General features: G+C 70.4%; 15 protein-coding genes. All 15 read left to right on the top strand.

Features of this window, described 5'->3' with window-relative positions; all coding sequences use genetic code 11:
* A partial coding sequence (locus tag PKD06_RS13215) for a phage tail sheath subtilisin-like domain-containing protein (RefSeq protein ID WP_324380774.1) occupies window positions 1-2,515 on the top strand: 2,515 nt, incomplete at its 5' end.
* A 10-nt stretch (window positions 2,516-2,525) separates the two neighbouring features.
* On the top strand, window positions 2,526-2,981 hold the full coding sequence (locus PKD06_RS13210) for a phage tail protein (protein WP_324380772.1): 456 nt from the start codon (window positions 2,526-2,528) through the stop codon (window positions 2,979-2,981).
* A 5-nt stretch (window positions 2,982-2,986) separates the two neighbouring features.
* Entirely contained in the window at window positions 2,987-4,972 is a 1,986-nt protein-coding gene (locus PKD06_RS13205) for a phage tail sheath C-terminal domain-containing protein (protein ID WP_324380770.1), read from the top strand.
* Complete coding sequence (locus PKD06_RS13200) at window positions 4,969-5,514, top strand: phage tail protein (protein ID WP_324380768.1); 546 nt, start codon at window positions 4,969-4,971, stop codon at window positions 5,512-5,514. Before PKD06_RS13205 ends, PKD06_RS13200 begins: the two co-directional genes overlap by 4 nt.
* 10 nt (window positions 5,515-5,524) lie before the next feature.
* On the top strand, window positions 5,525-5,719 hold the full coding sequence (locus PKD06_RS13195; protein ID WP_324380766.1) for a hypothetical protein: 195 nt from the start codon (window positions 5,525-5,527) through the stop codon (window positions 5,717-5,719).
* A complete protein-coding gene (locus tag PKD06_RS13190; protein ID WP_324380764.1) occupies window positions 5,716-6,429 on the top strand; it encodes a LysM peptidoglycan-binding domain-containing protein in 714 nt (237 codons plus the stop codon). The genes PKD06_RS13195 and PKD06_RS13190 overlap by 4 nt, the downstream gene beginning before the upstream one ends.
* Entirely contained in the window at window positions 6,426-7,610 is a 1,185-nt protein-coding gene (locus PKD06_RS13185) for a hypothetical protein (RefSeq protein WP_324380762.1), read from the top strand. Before PKD06_RS13190 ends, PKD06_RS13185 begins: the two co-directional genes overlap by 4 nt.
* Complete coding sequence (locus PKD06_RS13180) at window positions 7,607-8,110, top strand: phage baseplate assembly protein V (protein ID WP_324380760.1); 504 nt, start codon at window positions 7,607-7,609, stop codon at window positions 8,108-8,110. Before PKD06_RS13185 ends, PKD06_RS13180 begins: the two co-directional genes overlap by 4 nt.
* 9 nt (window positions 8,111-8,119) lie before the next feature.
* Window positions 8,120-8,884: a hypothetical protein gene (locus PKD06_RS13175; RefSeq protein ID WP_324380758.1), complete on the top strand. Its 765-nt coding sequence runs from the start codon at window positions 8,120-8,122 to the stop codon at window positions 8,882-8,884.
* Complete coding sequence (locus tag PKD06_RS13170; protein ID WP_324380757.1) at window positions 8,881-9,297, top strand: GPW/gp25 family protein; 417 nt, start codon at window positions 8,881-8,883, stop codon at window positions 9,295-9,297. The genes PKD06_RS13175 and PKD06_RS13170 overlap by 4 nt, the downstream gene beginning before the upstream one ends.
* Window positions 9,294-11,318: a putative baseplate assembly protein gene (locus tag PKD06_RS13165; RefSeq protein WP_324380755.1), complete on the top strand. Its 2,025-nt coding sequence runs from the start codon at window positions 9,294-9,296 to the stop codon at window positions 11,316-11,318. The genes PKD06_RS13170 and PKD06_RS13165 overlap by 4 nt, the downstream gene beginning before the upstream one ends.
* On the top strand, window positions 11,315-13,417 hold the full coding sequence (locus tag PKD06_RS13160) for a phage tail protein (RefSeq protein WP_324380753.1): 2,103 nt from the start codon (window positions 11,315-11,317) through the stop codon (window positions 13,415-13,417). The genes PKD06_RS13165 and PKD06_RS13160 overlap by 4 nt, the downstream gene beginning before the upstream one ends.
* Window positions 13,414-15,804 (top strand): hypothetical protein, encoded by a 2,391-nt coding sequence (locus tag PKD06_RS13155; protein WP_324380751.1) that lies wholly within the window; start codon window positions 13,414-13,416, stop codon window positions 15,802-15,804. Before PKD06_RS13160 ends, PKD06_RS13155 begins: the two co-directional genes overlap by 4 nt.
* Before the next feature lie 14 nt (window positions 15,805-15,818).
* The gene (locus PKD06_RS13150) at window positions 15,819-17,477 is read left to right on the top strand and encodes a hypothetical protein (protein WP_324380749.1); all 1,659 of its coding nucleotides are present in this window, start codon (window positions 15,819-15,821) and stop codon (window positions 17,475-17,477) included.
* A 12-nt stretch (window positions 17,478-17,489) separates the two neighbouring features.
* On the top strand, window positions 17,490-18,916 hold a 1,427-nt coding region (locus PKD06_RS13145; protein WP_324380747.1), incomplete at its 3' end, for a hypothetical protein.

The raw sequence follows: 18,916 nt of genomic DNA, 5'->3' as shown, positions 1-18,916 counted from the left end.
CGCCGGCGCGACCTCGCTCATCCTCCAGACGGCGGCGGACCTGACGACGATCACACCGGCGACGCAGGTGCTCGACATCCGCCAGAACGGCCCGCGGGAGATGGTCGGCCTCCGCTCCGCCACGCGCCTCGACGCGGACCTCTTTCGCATCGCGCTGACGACGCCGCTCTCCCTTGCCCATCCGGCCGGGACCACGGTCGGCGTCCTCGACCTCGGCGCAGCCACCAGTCACGACGCGACCTCCGCCGTCTCCTCCGGCGACGTATCGGTGCTCTATAGCGGGGCCGTCCTCGGCGCCGGCGAGATCGTGGAGATCGTCTCGGCCAGCGGCGCGCACGAGTACCGGCGGCCTTCGCAGCCGGGGACGATCACCCTCTCCGCGCCGCTTCCCTTCGCGCTGCCCCATCTCTCGCCGCTCGAGCATATCGTGCCGGCCGACGCCTCGGTCACGCTTCTGCTGGCGGATGCGCCCGAAGGCGCGCGCACGGTCACGGTGGCGGACCGGACCGGCTGCGCCGCGGGCCTCGTGCTGCGCATCGGCGCGGGCACGAGCGCGGAATTCGTCACCATCGCCGCCCTGCCGGGCGTTCCGAGCGGAAGCACCCCGTCCGGGGCTGGCGCCGTCACGCTGGTGCACGGGCTGACGCAGGCGCATCCGGCTTCCGAACCCGCCGCCGTCCAGAACGCCGCGCTCGAAAGCGCCGCGGGCAGCGGCGTCTCGCTCGGACAGGCCGATCGCGGCTCGACCCTCGTCCTGTCGACGGAGATCGGCGGCTTCGCCGGCGGCGCCATCCGCACGCTCGACAGTTCGGGCATTGTCCGCATCGTGCCGATCGCTTCGACGGCGGCGACGGCGGCCCAGACCGTCACCTTCGCGCCCCCGCTCGAGCGGAACCACGGGCCGGGCGCGACGATCGGCGAGCGCCTTCCGATCCTCGAAATCCAGGCGCTCGATACCGGCGCCTGGGGAGACCGGCTCCGCATCTCGGTGCAGGACGAGCCCTCGGGCCTCGTGCAGCAGGCCTTCGCCACCGGCACCATCGGCGCGACCCGCATCACCGTGTCGAGCCTCACCGGCATGGAGCCCGGCACCGTCCTTACGCTCTTCGACGCCGAGGGCCACGCGCTCGGCCCGCTCATGAAGGTCGCGACCGTCAACCGCGCCGATGGCAGCGCCACGCTCCAGGACCCGCTGGACCCTGCCCAGATCGCCGCGCTCGGCGCGCCGGGCATCCGCCTCGCGCTCCGCTCGCGCGAATTCCGCCTTACGGTCTCGCTGATGCAGCCGGCCTCCAGCGCGACGCCCTGGCAGACCGACGTGGTCGCGGATACCGAGATGTTCCGCTCGCTCTCGATGGACCCGCGCCACAGCCGCTATGTCGAGACCGCCATCGGCGCGATCGACGCGCCGCTGCGGCTCTCCGACCGGCGGCCCGAAGGCGCCTCCACCTATATCCGCGTCCAGGACGCGACGCCCGGCCCGGCCTTGCCCGGCGATCCGGACCTGCGCCAGGCGATCCGCCTCGGCCCGGAGGCCCTGGTCGACCTCCAGCCGGGCGGCCAGGCGAAGCCGGCGCGGCACGCGCTGAGCGGCGGCGACGACGGCCTCGCCCTCCTCTCGGATCTCGACTTCGTCGGCATGGATGACAGCGAGCCGGTGAAAAGGCGCGGCATCCCGGCGATGAAGAACGTCGACGAGATCAGCATCGTCGCGGTGCCCGGCATCGTCTCGCCCTTCGTGCAGGGCGCGCTGGTCCAGCATTGCGAGGATCGGCGCTATTGCTTCGCCATCCTCGACGGCCCGCCGCCACCGAACGACGCCATCGCCGACGTCCAGGCGCTCCGGCAGAACTTCGACTCCAAACATGCAGGCGTCTATTATCCCTGGCTCACCATCCCCGAGCCGACGCCCGGCACGCTCGCCTCGATCCGGCAGGTGCCGATCCCGCCCTCGGGCCATGTCCTCGGGGTCATCGCCCGCACGGATATCGACCGGGGGGTGCACAAGGCGCCCGCCAACGAGATCGTGCAGGGGATCACCGGGCTCGCGCGCTATCTCAACAAGCCCGAGCAGGACATCCTCAACCCCTATCCCTCGAACATCAACGTGATCCGGGACTTCCGGCGCGACAACCGGGGGCTGCGCATCTGGGGCGCGCGCGTCGCGACGAGCGATCCGGACTTCAAATACGTCTCGGTGCGCCGGCTGCTGCTCTTCATCGAGAAATCGATCGAGGAGGCCATGAACTGGGTCATCTTCGAGCCCAATGCCGAGCCCCTCTGGGCGCGGGTTCAGCTCTCGATCTCGAGCTTCCTGACCACGGTCTGGCGCAACGGCGCCCTCGAAGGGACGAGCACGGACGAGGCCTTCTTCGTCACCTGCGACCGCTCGACCATGACGCAGGCCGATATCGATAACGGCCGGCTCATCGTCTTCGTCGGCGTCGCCGCGGTCAAGCCGGCCGAGTTCCTGATCGTCCGCGTCGGCCTCAAGGCCGCCACCACGCAAGAATGAGGAGAGCGAGATGGCCGCGACCGACGCCAGGAACGACCCCTTCCGCGCCTTCAACTACGAGGTGGATTTCGGCGACAAGACCTCCGCCGGCTTCAGCGAGGTCTCCGGCCTCACGGCCGACGGCGACCCTGTCGATTACCGGGAAGGCACCGATCCCTTCAACCATGTGCGCCGCCTGACGGGCCTGCGCAAATACACCAACATCAAGCTCATCCGCGGCTACACCAGGAACGACAAGCTCTGGCAATGGTACGAGGCCATCGCCAACGGCAAGAACGACCGCCGCGACATCATCATCACCCTGAAGGACGAGGAGCATAAGCCCGTCCTGCGCTGGACGGTGGTCGCCGCCTGGGTGAACAAGATCGAAGGCCCGAGCCTCAAGGCCGCCGGCAACGACATCGCCCTCGAATCCGTCGAGATCTGCCACGAGGGCATCCACATGCAGCGGGTCGGGGCGGCGTGACCGCCATGTTCGGCCTCGAGACCCCGGGCGTCTACTGGCAGCCGATCGCGCGCGACGCGGCGGCGCCGGAGATCCGCCTCGACCGTCCCGTCTTCCTCGGCATCGCCGAGCGCGGGCCGCTCGACCGGCCGGTGCGCGTCGGGAGCCTCAAGGCATTCGAGGCGCATTTCGGCCAGCCGATCGATGGCGGCTTCCTCGCCTATGCCGTGCGGGCCTTCTTCGAGAACGGCGGCACCGTGGCCTGGGTGGTGCGGATCGCCTCGCGCGATCCGGCCACGGGCGCCTCCTCCTCCTCCGTCGAGCTGCTGGCCGGCGCGACGCCGTCGGGGCCGGGCACGCCCTATTGGACCCTCGCCGCCTCCTCGCCCGGGAGCTGGGGGGATCGGCTCGACGTCTCGATCCAGACCGGAACAGCGGTGGCGTCGCGGAGCCTGCCCTCGGGGCATGATCCGATCAGCCTCCAGATCGGCAGCCTCGCGGGATTCGAGCGCGACGGTCTCGTCCGCCTGGCCCAGGGCGCGGCGACGGAAATACGGGCAGTTGCCGATATCGATGTGACATCCTCGCGCCTGCTGTTCGTGCCCGGCGATCCGGCGCGCCTTCGGCCCTGGCACCAGCCGCTGAGCGGCCTCGATCCGTCGCTGCCGATCGCCGTGCAGCGCCTGACCGCGACCGTCATCGTCAGGCTCGACGGCCGCGTGACGGCGGTCGCGCGCGACCTCGCCTTCGTGCCCGATCATCCGCGCTACGGCCCAAGCGTCCTCGCCATGCCGGACTATACCCTCTCGCCGGAGAGCAGCGATCCCGCTCCCGTTCCCTTCCCCGTCGCCGTCATTCCGCTTGCCGAACCGGGCTCGGACCTGCTGCCGCTGATGCCGGCTGAGACCCTGCCCCTGGCCGGAGGCCGGGATGGGCTCTCGGCACTGGGTGTTGCCGACTTCACCGGCACGTGGGCGACACCGGCGGAAGGCCCACGGGGAATCGGCGTGCTCGACCGCGTGGACGAGCCGGCTCTCGTCGCGATCCCGGATGCCTGCATCATCCCGGCCCCCGATGCCGCCTACGAGCGCATCCCGCGCGATCCGGGCGATCCCTGCGCCCCTTGCGGGCCGCCCGAGCGTCTTGCGCCGCTCCCGGCGCGGCTCGTGCCCGACCGGCCGCGCATCTTCGAGGACGAGGAGGGCTTCGCCATCCAGCAGGCCATGGTCGAGCATTGCGAGGCGCGGCGGGACCGGATGGCGCTGATCGATCCGCCCTGGTCGGCGATCTCCGATTCGACCCGCAGCGTGGCGGGGCTCCTGGATTGGCGCCAGCGCTTCGAGTCCTCCTTTGCCGCCTTCTACGTGCCCTGGATCGGCGTCGTCGATCCGCGCGACGTGAAGCGCACCCGCTGGCTGCCGCCCTCCGGGCATGTCGCGGGGCAATACGCGCTCTGCGATTCACTCGCGGGACTCCATTGCGCTCCCGCCAACCGCGACATCGCCTGGATGAACGCGACGAGCCTTCGCATCGCGCCCGAGATCCACGGGCTTCTGAACAGCCGCGGCATCGACGTCATCCGCACCGACCAGGGCCGCGCCCCGCGCATCCTGGGTTCGCGCCTGACCACCACCGATCCGGATCTCTGCGACGTCCCCGTGCGGCGGGTCCTGATCCTGCTGCGGCGCGCCTTCACGCAGATGCTGCGGGACTTCGTCTTCGAGCCGAACACGTCTTCTCTCCGCCTGCGGCTCGCGCAATCGATCGACGTCTTCATGATGGGCCTGTGGGCGCGCGGCGCCTTCGCGGGCAGGACCCCCGAGGAAGCTTTCGCGGTCCTCTGCGACGACAGCAACAACCCGCAGGAGGCGCGCGACAACGGCCGCCTCGTCTGCGACGTCGCCTTCGCACCCGTGCGGCCGCTGGAATTCGTCGTCCTCCGCATCGGCATCGTCGGCAACGAGATCGAGATCGGCGAGCAATCCGTCACCCTGGTCGGAGGCCAGCCATGAGCATCGGCAGGCGCACGGACCCTTTGCGCGGGTTCAACTTCCAGGTCAGCCTCACCGAGACGCAGAGTTCGGCGGCGGGCCAGCTCACGACCATCGCACTCGCCGGCGCGGGCCTCACCGTCGTCGCCGGCTTCCAGGAATGCTCGGGCCTCGAAGGCACGCTCGACATGCACGAGCAGGTCGTCGGCGGCTGCAATGACGGCGCGTTCCGCTTCCCGACCCGGCTGAAATGGCCGAACGTCGTGCTCAAGCGCGGCATCACCGACAACACGATCCTGTGGACGTGGTTCGAGGGCTTCGCCCAGGGCAAGGTCAGCCGGCGCGACGGCGTCATCGTCCTGCAGAACGAGCAGCACGAGCCCCAGGTCGTCTGGGGGTTCAAGCGCGGCCTGCCGGTGAAATACAGCGGCCCCGCCCTCAACGCCCAGCAATCGGCCGTCGCGATCGAGAGCGTCGAGATCGCGCATGAGGGACTCTACCACATCAAGGGTGCCTCCGGCCTCGCCTCGGCCGCCCGCGCCGTCTTCGACGCCCTGACGTGAGGAGGCCGGCATGGCGGACGAGGTCATCATCCAGGAGGTCGCGGCCAAGGTGCGGGTGCTGGATTCCGGCAGCCTCCTCAATCCGCGCACCCTCTCGCTGATCGTGGCGGCGACCCTCCAGGCCTCCGAGGAGGAGAAGCGGCTGGCACAAAGGCAGCGCGCTGACACGAAGCTTCCAGGCTCCGGGCGGGACGACGTCGCATGAGCGCGATCGCGAAAGCCACGCTCCTCATCCACTGGTCGGTCCCGCAACCCGACGACCGGATCGAGCTGGTCTACAACCCCTCCGAGCTGACCTTCGAGAAGGGAGTCCAACTCGCCGAGATCGGCATTCCGGGCCTCAACGCGCCGCTCCAGCAATTCGTGCGGGGCCTCGCGGAGAAGCTGTCCGTCGAGCTGTTCTTCGACACGACCGAATCCGGCATGGCCGCCGGCGCGAAGAGCGTCACCGAGCAGACCGACCGCATCTATGCGCTGACGCGGATCGAGCCTTCGGGCCATGCCCCGCCGCCCGTGACCTTCGTCTGGGGCAAGTCCGTGACCGGGCTCAACCTGCCCGCCGGCAGCGGCAGCCAGCGCCGCGAGGGCTTCAAGGGCGTCGTCGAGAGCGTCAAGCACCGCTTCACGCTATTCAGCCCGGCGGGGGTGCCTCTGCGGGCCATCGTCAACCTGACGATCCGCGAATTCGCGCCGATCCACGAGCAGCTCGCCCGCGGCAATCCCAGCTCGCCCGACCGCACGCATCTGCACGTGCTCCGCGAGCGCGAGCAGCTCGCGAGCGTCGCCGCGCGCTACTACGCCCGGCCCGGCTCTTGGCGCGAGATCGCCGAGAGCAACGGCATCGACGACCCGCGGCGGCTGACGCCGGGACAATTGCTGCAGGTGCCCGCGATCACCGGAACGGTGACGTCATGAGTCTCGTCGACCTCGTCCAGCTCTCCTCCGACCCGGCCCATGCGGGCTTCTACGCGCCGCATTTCGAGCTGCGCATCGCCGGGGAGAGCGCGCCGGAATCCGTCATCCGCGACATCGTCCAGATCACCTACAAGGACAATATCAAGGAGATCGACTCCGTCGACATCACGCTCAACAACTGGGACCCGGACACCAATTCCTACCGCTATATCGGCTCGGAGACGCTGAAGGACCTGCCGGGCACGGGCGCCTCCAACACGCTCGCCGCCCTGTTCGAGCCGCGCGTCGCCCGTTTCGAGGTGCGGCTCGGCTATGTGGACGCGCTCTCGCTCGTCAGCACGGTCACCATCACCAGCATGGAGCCGAGCTTCTCGACCGCGGGACCGGCGAGCCTCCAGGTGCGCGGCCTCAACGAGCTGCACCAGTTCCGGCGCAAGCAGCATACCGATGCGTGGTTCGGCGAGAAGCCGAGCGCCATCGCAAAGAAGGTCGGCGCCCGCCGCCTGCCGATCAAGCTGGAGACGCTCGATCCGCCCCCCGAGGAGCATCCGATCCCCTTCGTCGCCCAGGACAACCAGCACGACATTGACTTCCTCCTCCTCCTCGCCCGCAAGGTGAACTACGACCTGTCGCTCGTGCCCGCGACGAAGAGCAAGCCGGTCCATCTCCTCTTCGCGCCCTCGACGCGCATCATCCCGAAGCAGGACATCCGCCTCGACTGGCGCGAGAGCCTGATCGACTTCAAGCCCCGCCTCACCACCGCCAATCAGGTCGCCAAGGTAACGGTGCAGGGCTGGGACCGGGCCCGCAAGAAACCGATCAAGGTCACGGTCGACCTCAAGGACAAGCAGGCCCAGCGCATCAATCCCGATCTGCACCGGCTCGTCGACAATGCCGACGTGCGCGAGGAGATCGTCGTCAACGACGCGGTCTTCACGGAGGCCGATGCCCGCCAGCGGGCACGCGCCATCCTCGCCGACCGCCTCAAGCAGATGGTGACGGCGGAGGGCTCGACGGTCGGCCTGCCGGAATTGCGCGCCGGCAGCATCGTCGAGATCGGCGGCGTCGGGGCGCGGCTGAGCGGCCGCTACTTCGTCGAGGAGACCACCCACTCCCTCTCCGACGCCGGCTACGTCACGAAATTCAAGGCGCGGCGGGAATCCACGAGGAGCGGATCATGAAGGACGCGCGCAGCATGCCGGGCGTCGTCAGCGCCCTCGTCAAGGACCGCAACGCCAAGGGGCAGGTCAAGGTCGAGTACACCTGGCTCGACGAGACCTTGCGCTCGGACTGGGTGCCGGTCTCCTCGGTGATGGCCGGCAAGGGCCGCGGCCTCTGCGCGATGCCCGAACTCGACGACGAGGTGCTGATCGCCTTCCATCACGGCCATTTCGACCAGCCCATCGTCGTCGGCTTCCTCTGGAACGGCGTCGACGAGACGCCCCATGCGGATCCGCGCGAGCGCATCTTCCGCTCGGTCAACGGCCATTGCGTGCGCATGGTCGACAGCACGCCGGCGAGCGGCGACCTCGGCTGCCTCGTGATCGAGGACGCGCACGGCAACCGGATCACGCTCTCCAACGGCAAGATCGCCATCCACGCGACGGGCGTGCTCGAACTCGTCGCCCCCATCGTCACCATCAACGGGCGGCCGGTCCAGGCCGTCCCGGCCCCGATCTGAGGCGCCGCCATGCCGACGATCGACGTCCCCATCCCGGAGGACATCCGCAAGCAGCTCGAAATGCCGCGCTGCATCGATGTCCAGATCAAGAAGCCGAAGATCCCGGAGATCAGGCTTCCGACGGGGGGCAGCATCAAGGGCGTCGCCGACCTGACGCGCGGCATCCCGAGCGATTGCGCGCTGAACTTCAACCTCGTCCTTCAGGTCGCCCCGATCATGGCGAGCATCGAGTGCCTGGTGAAGGTGCTGGCCCTGATCGCGCCGCTGATCGACGTCATCAAGGGGGTGACGGGACCCGACCCCATCAAGCTCGCCGACGCCTTGCCGAAATTCCTCAAGGCGGCCGAGGCGCTCGCGCCCTGCCTCCTCGTCCCGACCCCGGCGAGCATGCTGCCCTTTGTCGGCGACATCCTCCGGCTGATCATCGCGCTGCTGCGCTGCCTCGTGCAGAACCTGCGCAGCATCCTCAACCTGATCGGCGGACTCGAGCTGAAGATCGCGGCCGCCTCGGCGGCAGGCAACGACGCGCTGCTCGAATCCCTCAACTGCGCCCGCGACAGCGCCGATGCGGCGATGGACAGCGCCATGATGGGGATCGAGCCGATCAAGGTGATCCTCGAACTCGCCGAGCCCTTCCTCGGCATCGCGGGCGTCGACCCGATCAAGATCCCGCCGCTTCCCGGCGCAGGCAACCTCCAGGCGGTCAACGACACGCTGACGACGCTCGAGGACCTGCTCGCCACGCTGCAACTGATCGCGGACGCGCTGCCATGATCCCGGCCTCCCGCATTCCGCGCCCCTTCCTCGGCCAGGGATTGAAGTTCCCGCTGGAGGTGGTCGACGGCAAGCTCGCGGTCTCCCGAGGCGAGGCGAAGATCGCCGAAGCGATCCGCTTCCTGCTCTCGACCGCGAAGGGCGAGCGCGTGATGCGGGCGGCGCTCGGCTGCGGGCTCCACGACCTTGTCTTCGCCCCCGGCAACACGCAGACGGATGTCTTCGTCGCCGATGCCGTGCGCGAGACGCTGGTCAACAACGAGCCGCGCATCGACGTGCTCGACATCGATGTCGAGCGCCCGCCGGAGGAGCCGCATCTGCTGCTGATCCGGATCACCTACCGGATCCGGGCCAACAACGCGCTGACCAACCTCGTCTATCCCTTCTTCGTCACCGAGGGGGTCGCGTCATGAGCATCGTCGCGAAACGCCCGCCCCTCGACGACCGGACCTATGCCGACATCGTCGCCGAGGCCCGCCAGCGCATCCCGCGCTACACGCCCGAATGGAACGACTTCAATCCCGGCGATACCGGCATGGCGCTGGTGGAGCTGTTCGCGTGGATGACGGAACTGCTCATCTACCGCACGAACCGGATGCCGGACCTCGCCCAGCTCAAGTTCCTGGAGCTGATCGGCGTCGATGTCGCCCCCGCCCGCCCCGCCTCGGCCTATGTCACCGTCGCCGCGGAATCCGGCTGGCCGGACGCCACCATCGACCTGCCGAAGCGCAGCCAGTTCTCCGCCGACGGGCCGGACGGCCCGGTGATCTTCGAGACCGAGCGCCGCCTCGTCGTCTTCGCGCCCGTGCTCGACCGTGTGGCGGTCCTCGTCGGCGGCGTGCTGACGGACCAGAGCGCCGCCAATGCCGCGCTGGACGGGTTCTGGCCCTTCGGCGAGGGCGCCGACGGCGACAACGCGCTCACCTTGGGCTTCGCCTATGACGGCGCCTTCCCGGCACGCACCGAACTCTGCCTGACGGTCTTCTCCGCCACCGATTCCGGCGCGGTCATCTGCGGGCGCCCGCAGACGGCCGACAGCCGCATCGTCTGGGAATCCTTCGACGGCCGCGACTGGCGCAGCCTGACGCAGCTCGCCGACGAGACGGCCGGCTTCCGCCTCACCGGCCAGATCTTCCTCAAGACCTCCGACGCCGCGCGGATGCGCCCCGCGAAGCTCGCGCCGGGCGACGACCGTGCGCGATACTGGATCAGGGCGCGGCTGGAGGCCTTCGACGGCCAATTCGCGCCGAAGATCCTCGCCATCCGCGCCAACACCGTCCTCGCGACCCAGGGCGAGACGATCGAGGGCGAGGTGCTAGGCGGGAGCGATGCGACGGCGGGCCAAATCTTCCGGCTGGCCAACACGCCCGTCCTGGAAGGCAGCCTCGACCTCGCGATCGACGAGGGCGAGGGCTACCAGAGCTGGGTCGAGGTCGACGAATTCGTCGAGCCCGAGGCGACGTTCGGCTTCTCCAGGCTCGACCCCGCCGCCCGCGCGGCGCAGCTTTATTACCTGCTCGACCGCAGCACCGGCGAGATCATCCTCGGCGACGGGCGCCTCTCGCATGCGCCGGTGGTGAATGTGGAGAATCCGCGCGCGAACGTGCTCGCCCGCTCTTATCGGCGCGGCGGGGGCGTGGCCGGCAATGTCGCGCCCGGCGCTATCGCGACGCTTCTCTCTTCCGCGCCTGGCATCGATGCGGGCAAGGTCGCAAACCCCTTCGCGGCGGCCGGCGGCGCCGACGAGGAGACGGTGGATGCCGCCAAGGAGAGGGGCGCCCGTCTCCTGAAGGCGCGGGGCCGCGCCGTCACGGCCGAGGATTTCGAGCTGATCGCCAAGGAGGCCGGCGCGATCGGGCGCACCAAGGCGCTGCCACTCTTCCATCCCGATTTCCCGAGCCTGCCCGTCCCGGGCGTCGTCTCGGTGGTGGTCGTGCCCGAGCCCTCCCAGCGCGCTGTCCGCGACGCGGTCGGCGAGGCCGATGCCGAGGCGCGCGGGCGGCTCGTGCCGACGCAGGGGCTGCTGCGCGAGGTCTGCGCCCGCCTCGACCGCGCCCGGCTCGTCACGACCGAGGTCTATGTCGTCCCACCCGCCTATCGCGAGGTCACGATCACGGCCGAGATCTATGGCGACGGCACGGCCGACGACGCGCAGCTCAAGCTCGACCTCGTCGCCGCGCTCGACACCCTGTTCCACCCCTTGCGCGGGGGCGCGGACGGACGCGGCTGGCCCTTCGGCGGCACGATCTTCTTCTCCTGGGTTCACCGCGCGCTCCTGCTGCCGGGCGTCGCGCGGCTCGGCGCCGTGACCATCGCGCTCGACGGCGAGAGCTATCCCGCCTGCACGGACGTCCCGCTCGGCGGGCCGAGCACCCTCCTCTACAGCGGCGAGCACGAGGTCAGCCTCCTGTTCGCGGAGGAGGAGATGCCATGAACGTCGCCGAACTCCTGCCCCGCCTCGGGCCGCCGCACGATCCGCGCTCGCTCCTGCTGACGCGCTTCGACGGCTGGCGCGGCCTCGGCGCGCCCTGGTGCGCGGGGCTGGCGGACGACGATGCCGGGGCGATCTCGCTCGCGCGCCTCGCCCCGGCGGGACCGGATGAACTAGCCCCCTTCGGGACCCTCGGCGGCGCCGTAGTCCCGGCCTGGGCCGCGCTGGCGCCCGACGACACTCTGTATCTGCTGGACCGCCGCGGGAAGCGGCTCCTCTGGTTCGACCGCTGCACCTGCGCCTTCGTCCCGCTGCCCTGCGCCGCGAAGAGCGGCCCGCTCGCCATGACCGCCATGGCCGCGATCACGGCGGATCGGACGATGCTGGCGCTCGCCGGACGCGGCGGAGCCCGTGGCCGCGTCGTCGTCCTCCAGCGTGCGACCCTCTCGATCGTGACGGTCGTCGAAGCGGATTTCGAGCCGAGCGCTCTCGCGTTCTCGCATGGCTGCATCTCGGTCGCGGACGACAAGAGCGGCGCGATCCTCGTCTTCGATTTGAACGGCCATCTCGTCCGCCGCATCGAGGCTGTCGGCCTCGTCGCGACGCTGACCCCGCTGCACAACGGCCGCCTCCTCGCCGTCACCGCCCAGGACGCCCGCCTGATCGCCGGCGACGAGACGGAGGTGATCGCGCCCGCTTTGGCCCGCGATCTCGCCCCACCCCTGCCGCTCGTCGTCGACGGCGCCGCGAATCTCGACCTCGCCGCCCTCTGCGAGCGGCCGAAAAGCAAGCCGGCCCTGTTCGGAGATGACGGTGCCGCTCTTCCCGGCCCGGCCCTTCCCCATCTCGCCCCGGTCTACGCCCCGCGCGGACGCCACGTCGCCGGGCCGCTCGACAGCGCGATGGAAGCCTGCCAGTGGCATCGCATCCGCTTCCGCGCGGATATCCCGGCCAAATGCCGCCTCACCTGGCGCACGCGCTCCGCCGCCCTCGACTTCCCGCCCGAGATGGTCGCGGACGAGGCCGAGCCGGGCTGGTTCGCCGCGCAATGCTTCTCCGGCCCGCTCCACGGCGAGTTCGAGTTCCTCGTCGGCTCCGGCGAGGGCCGCTGGCTCTGGCTGGAAGCCGTGCTGGAGGGGGACGGCACGACGACGCCCCGCCTCTGCGAGATCATCGCCGATTACCCGCGCATCTCCCTCGCCCGCTACCTGCCGGCCGCAATGGTTGCCGAGCCCTCTTCGGCCGACCTCACCCATCGCTTTCTCTCGATCTTCGACACGGGCTTCCGCGCCGTCGAGCGCCAGATCGACCGGGCGCCCCGCCTCTACGATCCCCGCCCGACGCCGGCGCGGATGCTCGCCTGGCTCGGCGGCTGGCCCGGCCTCTCCTTCTCGATCGCCGATCGCGAGCGCGACAAGCGCCGCCTCATCCGCGAATTGCCGCGGCTCTATCGCAAGCGCGGCACGCTGGAGGGGCTGGAAGAGACGCTCGCCGTCCTGATGGGCTTCGCCGATCTCTCCTGCGAGCCCTCGCCGGTCTCCTGCGGCCCCCGCTGCGGCGCGCGCGAGCGCGTCCGCTGCCGTCCGCGCCTCGTGCTCGAACATTGGCGCCTGCGCCGCTGGCTCTTCCTCGGCCGCGGACGTCTCGGCGAAAGCTCCCGGCTCTGGGGCGAGGCGATCCTCCGCCGGACGAGGCTCGGCGGGGCGCAGCCGCTCGGCTCGACGCGGCTCGCCCTGGAACGGGACCCGATCCGCGATCCCTTCCACGCTCATGCGCACCGGCTCTCGGTGTTCCTCCCCGCCGCCCGCGCCCGCGGCGCCTCGGCGCGGGGCCGCATCGAGGCGGCGATCCGCCGCGAGGCTCCCGCCCAGGCCGAGATCGACGTGCATTGGGTCGAGCCGAACATGCGGCTCGGCCTTCAATCGACCCTCGGCTTCGACACCGTCCTCGGCATGCGCCCGCCCGGACGGTTCGGCGAGGTCCCCCTCGGAGAGGCGAGCGCCCTCGCGGCGCCGCAGCCGCCCGCCGCCGGGCTGCGTCTCGGCTCGGCCATCGCCGGACGAACCAGCCGTCCGGGCCCCAGTGGAGCATGCGCGAGATGAACAGGCATATCGCCCCCGCCCATCTGTCGTGCCCGGATTGCGAGCCGCGGCCGCCGCTCCGCAACCATTGGTTCTGGGGCAAGAACATCGTCCCCCGCGACATGATCGACGAACAGGCCTTCTTCCTGGAGAAGATGCGCCTGCACGAGCAGCGGCTCCACGGTACGGGCATCGTCTGCGGCCTGCGCCTGGCGCAGCACGAGAACCCTGCCTGCCGCGACCGCCTCGTCGTACTCGAACCCGGCAGCGCCGTGGATTGCTGCGGACACGACATCCTCGTGCTGGAGCCGGATGTCGTGGACCTCGAGGATTTCGAGAGCTTCCGCGCGCTCAGGAAGAAGCCGGACGGCAAGCCGCACACCCTCCAGCTCTGCATTGCCTATCGGGAATGCCCGACCGAGGAGGTTCCCGTCCTCTACGACGAGTGTTCCTGCTCCGACACGCGCTGCGCGCCGAACCGCATTCTCGAAGCCTATGGCGTCGACCTCCTGATCGACCCGCCGCCTCCGCCGCCGAAGCCCGGCATCGTCTCCTATCACCGGCATTCGACGATCCTGATCGACGATCCCGCCGCCCTCGCCGTGGACGATGCGGGCCGGCGCCTCTTCGTCGCGAAGGGCACGACGATCCTGGAGATCGACCTCGCCACCGGGGCGCTCAAGGACATGCGCGACCTCGCGGCCGACATCCACGGGCTCGCGATCGCGCGGGACGGCTCGCGCCTCGACGCGGTGACCGGCGGCGGGAGCGGCGCTGATCCCTCGATCATGGTCATCGAGATCGGTGGGCCGGTCGCCCTCGGCACCGCCACGCTCCGGGAAGGGCCGCTCGCCGGCTTCGACGCCGCGGCGCCGCGTTTCGCAGAAGCTTCGGACGGCGGGCTCGCCTTGGCCAATGCCGCCGACGGCGCGCTCGTCCTCTTCGCGCCCGGCGTGCCCGATCCCATCGCGCCGACGAATGCGGCCTTCTCCATCGGCGCCCCGGTCGTGGGCGGCGCCTATGACCTCTCCGGCCAGGGGCTTTTCTTCGGCCATGAGGGAAGCGACGAGGCCATCCGCGTCGCGCTCGACGCGACGCCGCTTTCGGCGGCGAATGTCGCTCTGACGCCGGCGGGATCGAAGCTGGTCGCGCTGACCCTCGATTCCGCCGGGGGGCCCGGCCGGCTGATCGCGCTCGACGACGGCGCGGCGCCGCGCATCCTCCTCGCCGATCCCGCGAGCGGGGCGATCGAGGCGGCGGTGGCGCTCGACCATCCGCCGGTCGCGATGGCCATCACCCCGAACGGCGCAATCGCGCATGTGCTGGTGCGCGACGCCGCCGGCAAGTCCTATGTCCAGGCGGTCAACCTCAAGGCCATGCGGGCTAAGGCGCCGCTCGCCGCCGGCGCACCCTTCGCCGTGGACGACGACGCGGCCGGGCTCGCCCTCACCGCCGATGCGGGGACGATCCTCGTCCTCGCGCCGGGCGGCATCGCCGTGCTCGACGCGGTCGGGGCCGATTGCGGCGCCCTGCTGAAGACCGGCGAATGCCCCGGCTGCGAGACGCCCGATTGCCTCGTCCTCGCGACGATCGAGAACTGGCAGCCGGGCTTCGCCCTCACCGATGCGCCCGGCACGCCCGATCCCGTCGCGGATGCGGCGGCCAGGATCGCGCGGATCGACAACGACAAGGGCCGCCTGCGCCTCGTCAGCACCCAGGCTCTGGCCGCGACGCTCGAATGCATCCTGACGCAGCCGAACGGCCTCGCCGGCCCGCCGGGCAAGGACGGTGCGCCGGGCAAGGACGGCGCCCCCGGCCAGAACGGCCAGGACGGGATGCCCGTCGATCCCACCCTCGCCCATCTCTGCGCCGGCAACTGGACGCATCGAGGCCAGCTTCCCCTCGATGCGCTCGGGGTCGATGGGTTCGGCATCGGCATCCTCGTCTGTTTCGACAAGCCGGTGCTCGGCGGCTTCTTCGACACCGTCAGCTTCAGCGTCCAGTTCGAAACACGCATCGGCAGCCCCTTCGGCGATGCGCCCGGATGGCTGCTCGCCGAGCCGAAGGCGATCGTCCCGCTCAGGATGAAATCGCCCTGCAAGCTCGAGATCGCAAATGAGGCGGATCCTGCCGATCTCTGCGACGGCGCCTTCTACCTGTTCGGCAATCCGGACCGCCTGAAAAAGGAAGTCCAGGAGATGGGCTCGCTGCGCATGCGCGTGCGCATCAACGGCGACCTCATCCCGGACGAGAAGCTGCGCGGCCTCGACGCCGATCATCTGCCGAAAATCGATCAGGACGGCACGCCCTTCTGGATCAGGCCGCCCGGCAGCGAGCCCTATGCCAGCGGCGACGGCGTCTCCGGCGGGCTCTTCGAGAGCTGGTTCACTCTCATCAGGCGCGGCTGACGGAGGATCGCACCATGGCATGCGCGAGTTGTTCGGGCCGGACGGCCTCCTCCACCCTCCGCTATCCCGCGCCGAGCTATGCGGGCGGCACCTCGATCTGCGTCGCCGAGCCGACCTGCTCCTGCTGCGGCGAGCTCGAATGCCTGTGCCGGCCGCGCTGGACGGCGGGCATGATCGTCACCGAGGACGACCTCAACCGCCTCGACCACTACATGACCGCCAAGCAGCGGCTCCATAACCGGCATCTCCACGGCACGGGGGTGGTGTCCGGCCTGATCGTCACCTGCCATCCCTGCGGCAACGGACAGGTCCAGGTCTCCTCCGGCTACGCCATCGGCCCCTGTGGCGAGGATATCGTCGTCTGCAAGGACGACGTCGTCGACATCTGCGCCCTGATCCAGCGCTGCCGGGCGGTGGAGCGCGGCGATGTCGAGTGCCGACCCTGGGGCGACGTGAAAGGCTGCTCGGACCTGCGCGAGGAATGGGTCCTCTCGATCCGCTACGACGAGCAGCCGGGACGCTCGACGCCGATGCTGCGCGCCGAAGGCTCTTGCGAATGCGGCGGCTCCTGCGGCTGCGGCGGTGGAGGCGGCTGCGCCTGCGGCGGCCACGGCTCCGCCCCGAAGACGAAGCCTCTCCACGATCCCCGCCCCGCCTCCTGCGCGCCTGTGGTCACCTGCGAGACCTATCGCTACGACGTCTTCCGCAACCCGCCGGCGAAGCTCCAGCCGGGCCCGCGCGACAAGCAATCGGTCTCCTGGTTCAAGAACGCCGAGATCTTCGAATGCCTCTGGGACCTGCTCGGCATCGCGGTGACGCGGCCGCCGCTGGGGGACCGCTTCGACCGGCAGGCCTGGATGGTCTATTGCCGGACCCTCAAACAGGCGATCCTCGACTACATGGAGCGCCACGGCACGCAGCATTGCGAGGCGCTCGCGGCGATCTGCTCCCTGCCCTGCGGCGACATGACGACCGACGCGGCCCTGTTCCAGCGGCAGGCGGCGGAGATCAGCCAGACCTTCGTCGCCGTCCTGATCGGCATGATCAAGGACTGCCTCTGCCTGAAGCTGCTGCCGCCGGTCCAGCCGCAGGCCTGCGATCCGCGCGTTCCGCTGGCCCTCGTCACGGTCGACACCTCGGGCGGCTGCAACGTCGTCGAGATCTGCAACTGGACCCCGCTCCGGCCGATGGTGCTCTCGGCCCCCGCGATCGAGCATTGGCTCCATCTCTTCGACATCCCCGCACAGCTCCATCTGCTCCTCGCGCGGCTCTGCTGCGCGCCCATCCGCATCCAGCCGGTCCGCCCGACCGACCAGACGATCGAGGTCGTGGACAACATCCATGCGAATGTCGGCATCGCCGCGGCGCAGCCGGCGGCCGCCCAGCCGGCCGGGCTCGCCGCTTCCGTCGAGGTGGACCGCCTCTGGCAGGACGCGGTGGTGAACGCGGTGTCGGAAGCGCTGTCGGAGGTCGTCGTCGCGGCGCGGGACAAGGGGGCGGCCGGGGCACTCGAAGCGATGCAGGCCATCGCGCGGGCCATTCGCAGCCGGCTCGGCGACCTTGCCGCGCGCGTCCAGCCGGCGCCGCAGGCGGAGGACACCGCAGCGCTCCGCGAGCGCATCGAAACGCTCGAGCGCCAGGTGGCGACGCTCGCCCGGGCCGGCGGCTCGTAGGAGGACCTCGCCATGACCGCGATCGCACGTCCGACCTTCAGCGACGGGCAATATGTGGCGGCGGCCGACCTCGAGGCGATCCTCGCCTATGCCCGCGCCCTCAAGACGGCGCACGACCTCGGCTCGCATAGCTGGGGCGTGACGACCGGGCTCGACCTGATCGAGCGACCCGGCCTCGGCGGCACGACGGAATGCTGGGTGACGTCCGGCCATGCCGTCGACGGCCTCGGCCGGTCGCTGATCCTGCGCAGCGCGCAGCCGGTCGGCGCCTCGCTCCTCCAGACCCTGCCCTCCGGCGCCTGGTTCGTCTGGGTCGGTCAGCGCGCCCGCTCGCAGAACCAGATCCGGCCGGCCTATGGCGTCTGCAACGATGTCGATGCCTTCGCCCGGATCGCCGAGGAGGTCGAGATCCTCGTCACCGGCGCGCTGCCGCTGGCGGACCGGCAGAGCGGCGTCGACGTCGCCGGGACGGTCCGCCCCGACGCGCGGCTGTCGCGGCGCCTGTTCGATCCCGACGGTCCGTTCCAGCTCGACGGCTCGGTTCCGGAACAGGCGGAGCATCCGCTCGGGTTGCGGGCCCGCTGGCTGGTGCCGATCGGTCTCGTCGGCTGGGATCAGGCGCAGAAGCAGATCCGTCCCCTGAGCGACGCCGAGAAGAAGGGCGCTCGCCTCTTCCGGCGGCAGGCAGGCGCGGTCGCCGAGGAGATCCTCGCCCCCGGCGGCCTTCTGCGCCTGCGCGACCGCAACAGCTTCGTCGCGGCCGGCCAGCCCGACAGCGCCGTCGAGACCGCCGCGGCGGCCCTGGCGGCGAGCGCAGCCGACCTCGACATCGCCGATGGGCGCGTCCGCTTCCAGGAACTGCTCTGGGTCGACGGCCATAGCCGCATGAAGGGCGACGTGCGCCTCTTCGCCGGCCAGATCGAGTGGCGCGACGGCCAGGGGGCCTCGCCGCAGGGCCCGGTCTTCATGCGGCGGATCTCGACCCCCGCCGGCGACGGCGAATTGCTGCTGTCGGTCGGCGCCAAGGCGGACAAGAGTCCGATGAGCCGCCTCGTCGCCGGGCCGCTCGACGGGCAGGACACGCTGCCCGCGCTCTGCGTCGGCTCCGACATGCGGGTCGGCATCGGCACGCGGAATCCCGCCCTCCCGCTCGATATCCGCGGCGATTTCGGCGCCCTGTCCGGCCCCGTCACGGCGCATTTCGGCTCGGCCACCGTCACCGGGGCGGCCGACGGGCAATTGACGCTCCGCAGCGGCAACAACGTCGTCCAGATCGGGGAGAAGGATCACCGCGTCGGCATCAACGTCGTGCCGGCTCCCGCCAACGCCTTGCACGTCGTCGGCACGGTGCAGGTCGACGGGACCGGCAAGCTCCGCCTGCTCGGCTCGGAATTCATCGATGCGGGCGACGGCATCCTGCGCATCCGCAGCGGCGGCGG

Source organism: Enterovirga sp., from assembly GCF_035325185.1.
Classification (GTDB): Bacteria; Pseudomonadota; Alphaproteobacteria; order Rhizobiales; family Beijerinckiaceae; genus Enterovirga.
Note: the sequence above shows the minus strand (reverse complement) of the source record. Positions and strands in the feature narration are given on the sequence as shown.

Bases quoted from the DNA above. Each gene is read 5' to 3' on its own strand.
- PKD06_RS13210 (WP_324380772.1), top strand. From the start codon at position 2,526: ATGGCCGCGACCGACGCCAGGAACGACCCCTTCCGCGCCTTCAACTAC.
- PKD06_RS13205 (WP_324380770.1), top strand. From the start codon at position 2,987: ATGTTCGGCCTCGAGACCCCGGGCGTCTACTGGCAGCCGATCGCGCGC.
- PKD06_RS13200 (WP_324380768.1), top strand. From the start codon at position 4,969: ATGAGCATCGGCAGGCGCACGGACCCTTTGCGCGGGTTCAACTTCCAG.
- PKD06_RS13195 (WP_324380766.1), top strand. From the start codon at position 5,525: ATGGCGGACGAGGTCATCATCCAGGAGGTCGCGGCCAAGGTGCGGGTG.
- PKD06_RS13190 (WP_324380764.1), top strand. From the start codon at position 5,716: ATGAGCGCGATCGCGAAAGCCACGCTCCTCATCCACTGGTCGGTCCCG.
- PKD06_RS13185 (WP_324380762.1), top strand. From the start codon at position 6,426: ATGAGTCTCGTCGACCTCGTCCAGCTCTCCTCCGACCCGGCCCATGCG.
- PKD06_RS13180 (WP_324380760.1), top strand. From the start codon at position 7,607: ATGAAGGACGCGCGCAGCATGCCGGGCGTCGTCAGCGCCCTCGTCAAG.
- PKD06_RS13175 (WP_324380758.1), top strand. From the start codon at position 8,120: ATGCCGACGATCGACGTCCCCATCCCGGAGGACATCCGCAAGCAGCTC.
- PKD06_RS13170 (WP_324380757.1), top strand. From the start codon at position 8,881: ATGATCCCGGCCTCCCGCATTCCGCGCCCCTTCCTCGGCCAGGGATTG.
- PKD06_RS13165 (WP_324380755.1), top strand. From the start codon at position 9,294: ATGAGCATCGTCGCGAAACGCCCGCCCCTCGACGACCGGACCTATGCC.
- PKD06_RS13160 (WP_324380753.1), top strand. From the start codon at position 11,315: ATGAACGTCGCCGAACTCCTGCCCCGCCTCGGGCCGCCGCACGATCCG.
- PKD06_RS13155 (WP_324380751.1), top strand. From the start codon at position 13,414: ATGAACAGGCATATCGCCCCCGCCCATCTGTCGTGCCCGGATTGCGAG.
- PKD06_RS13150 (WP_324380749.1), top strand. From the start codon at position 15,819: ATGGCATGCGCGAGTTGTTCGGGCCGGACGGCCTCCTCCACCCTCCGC.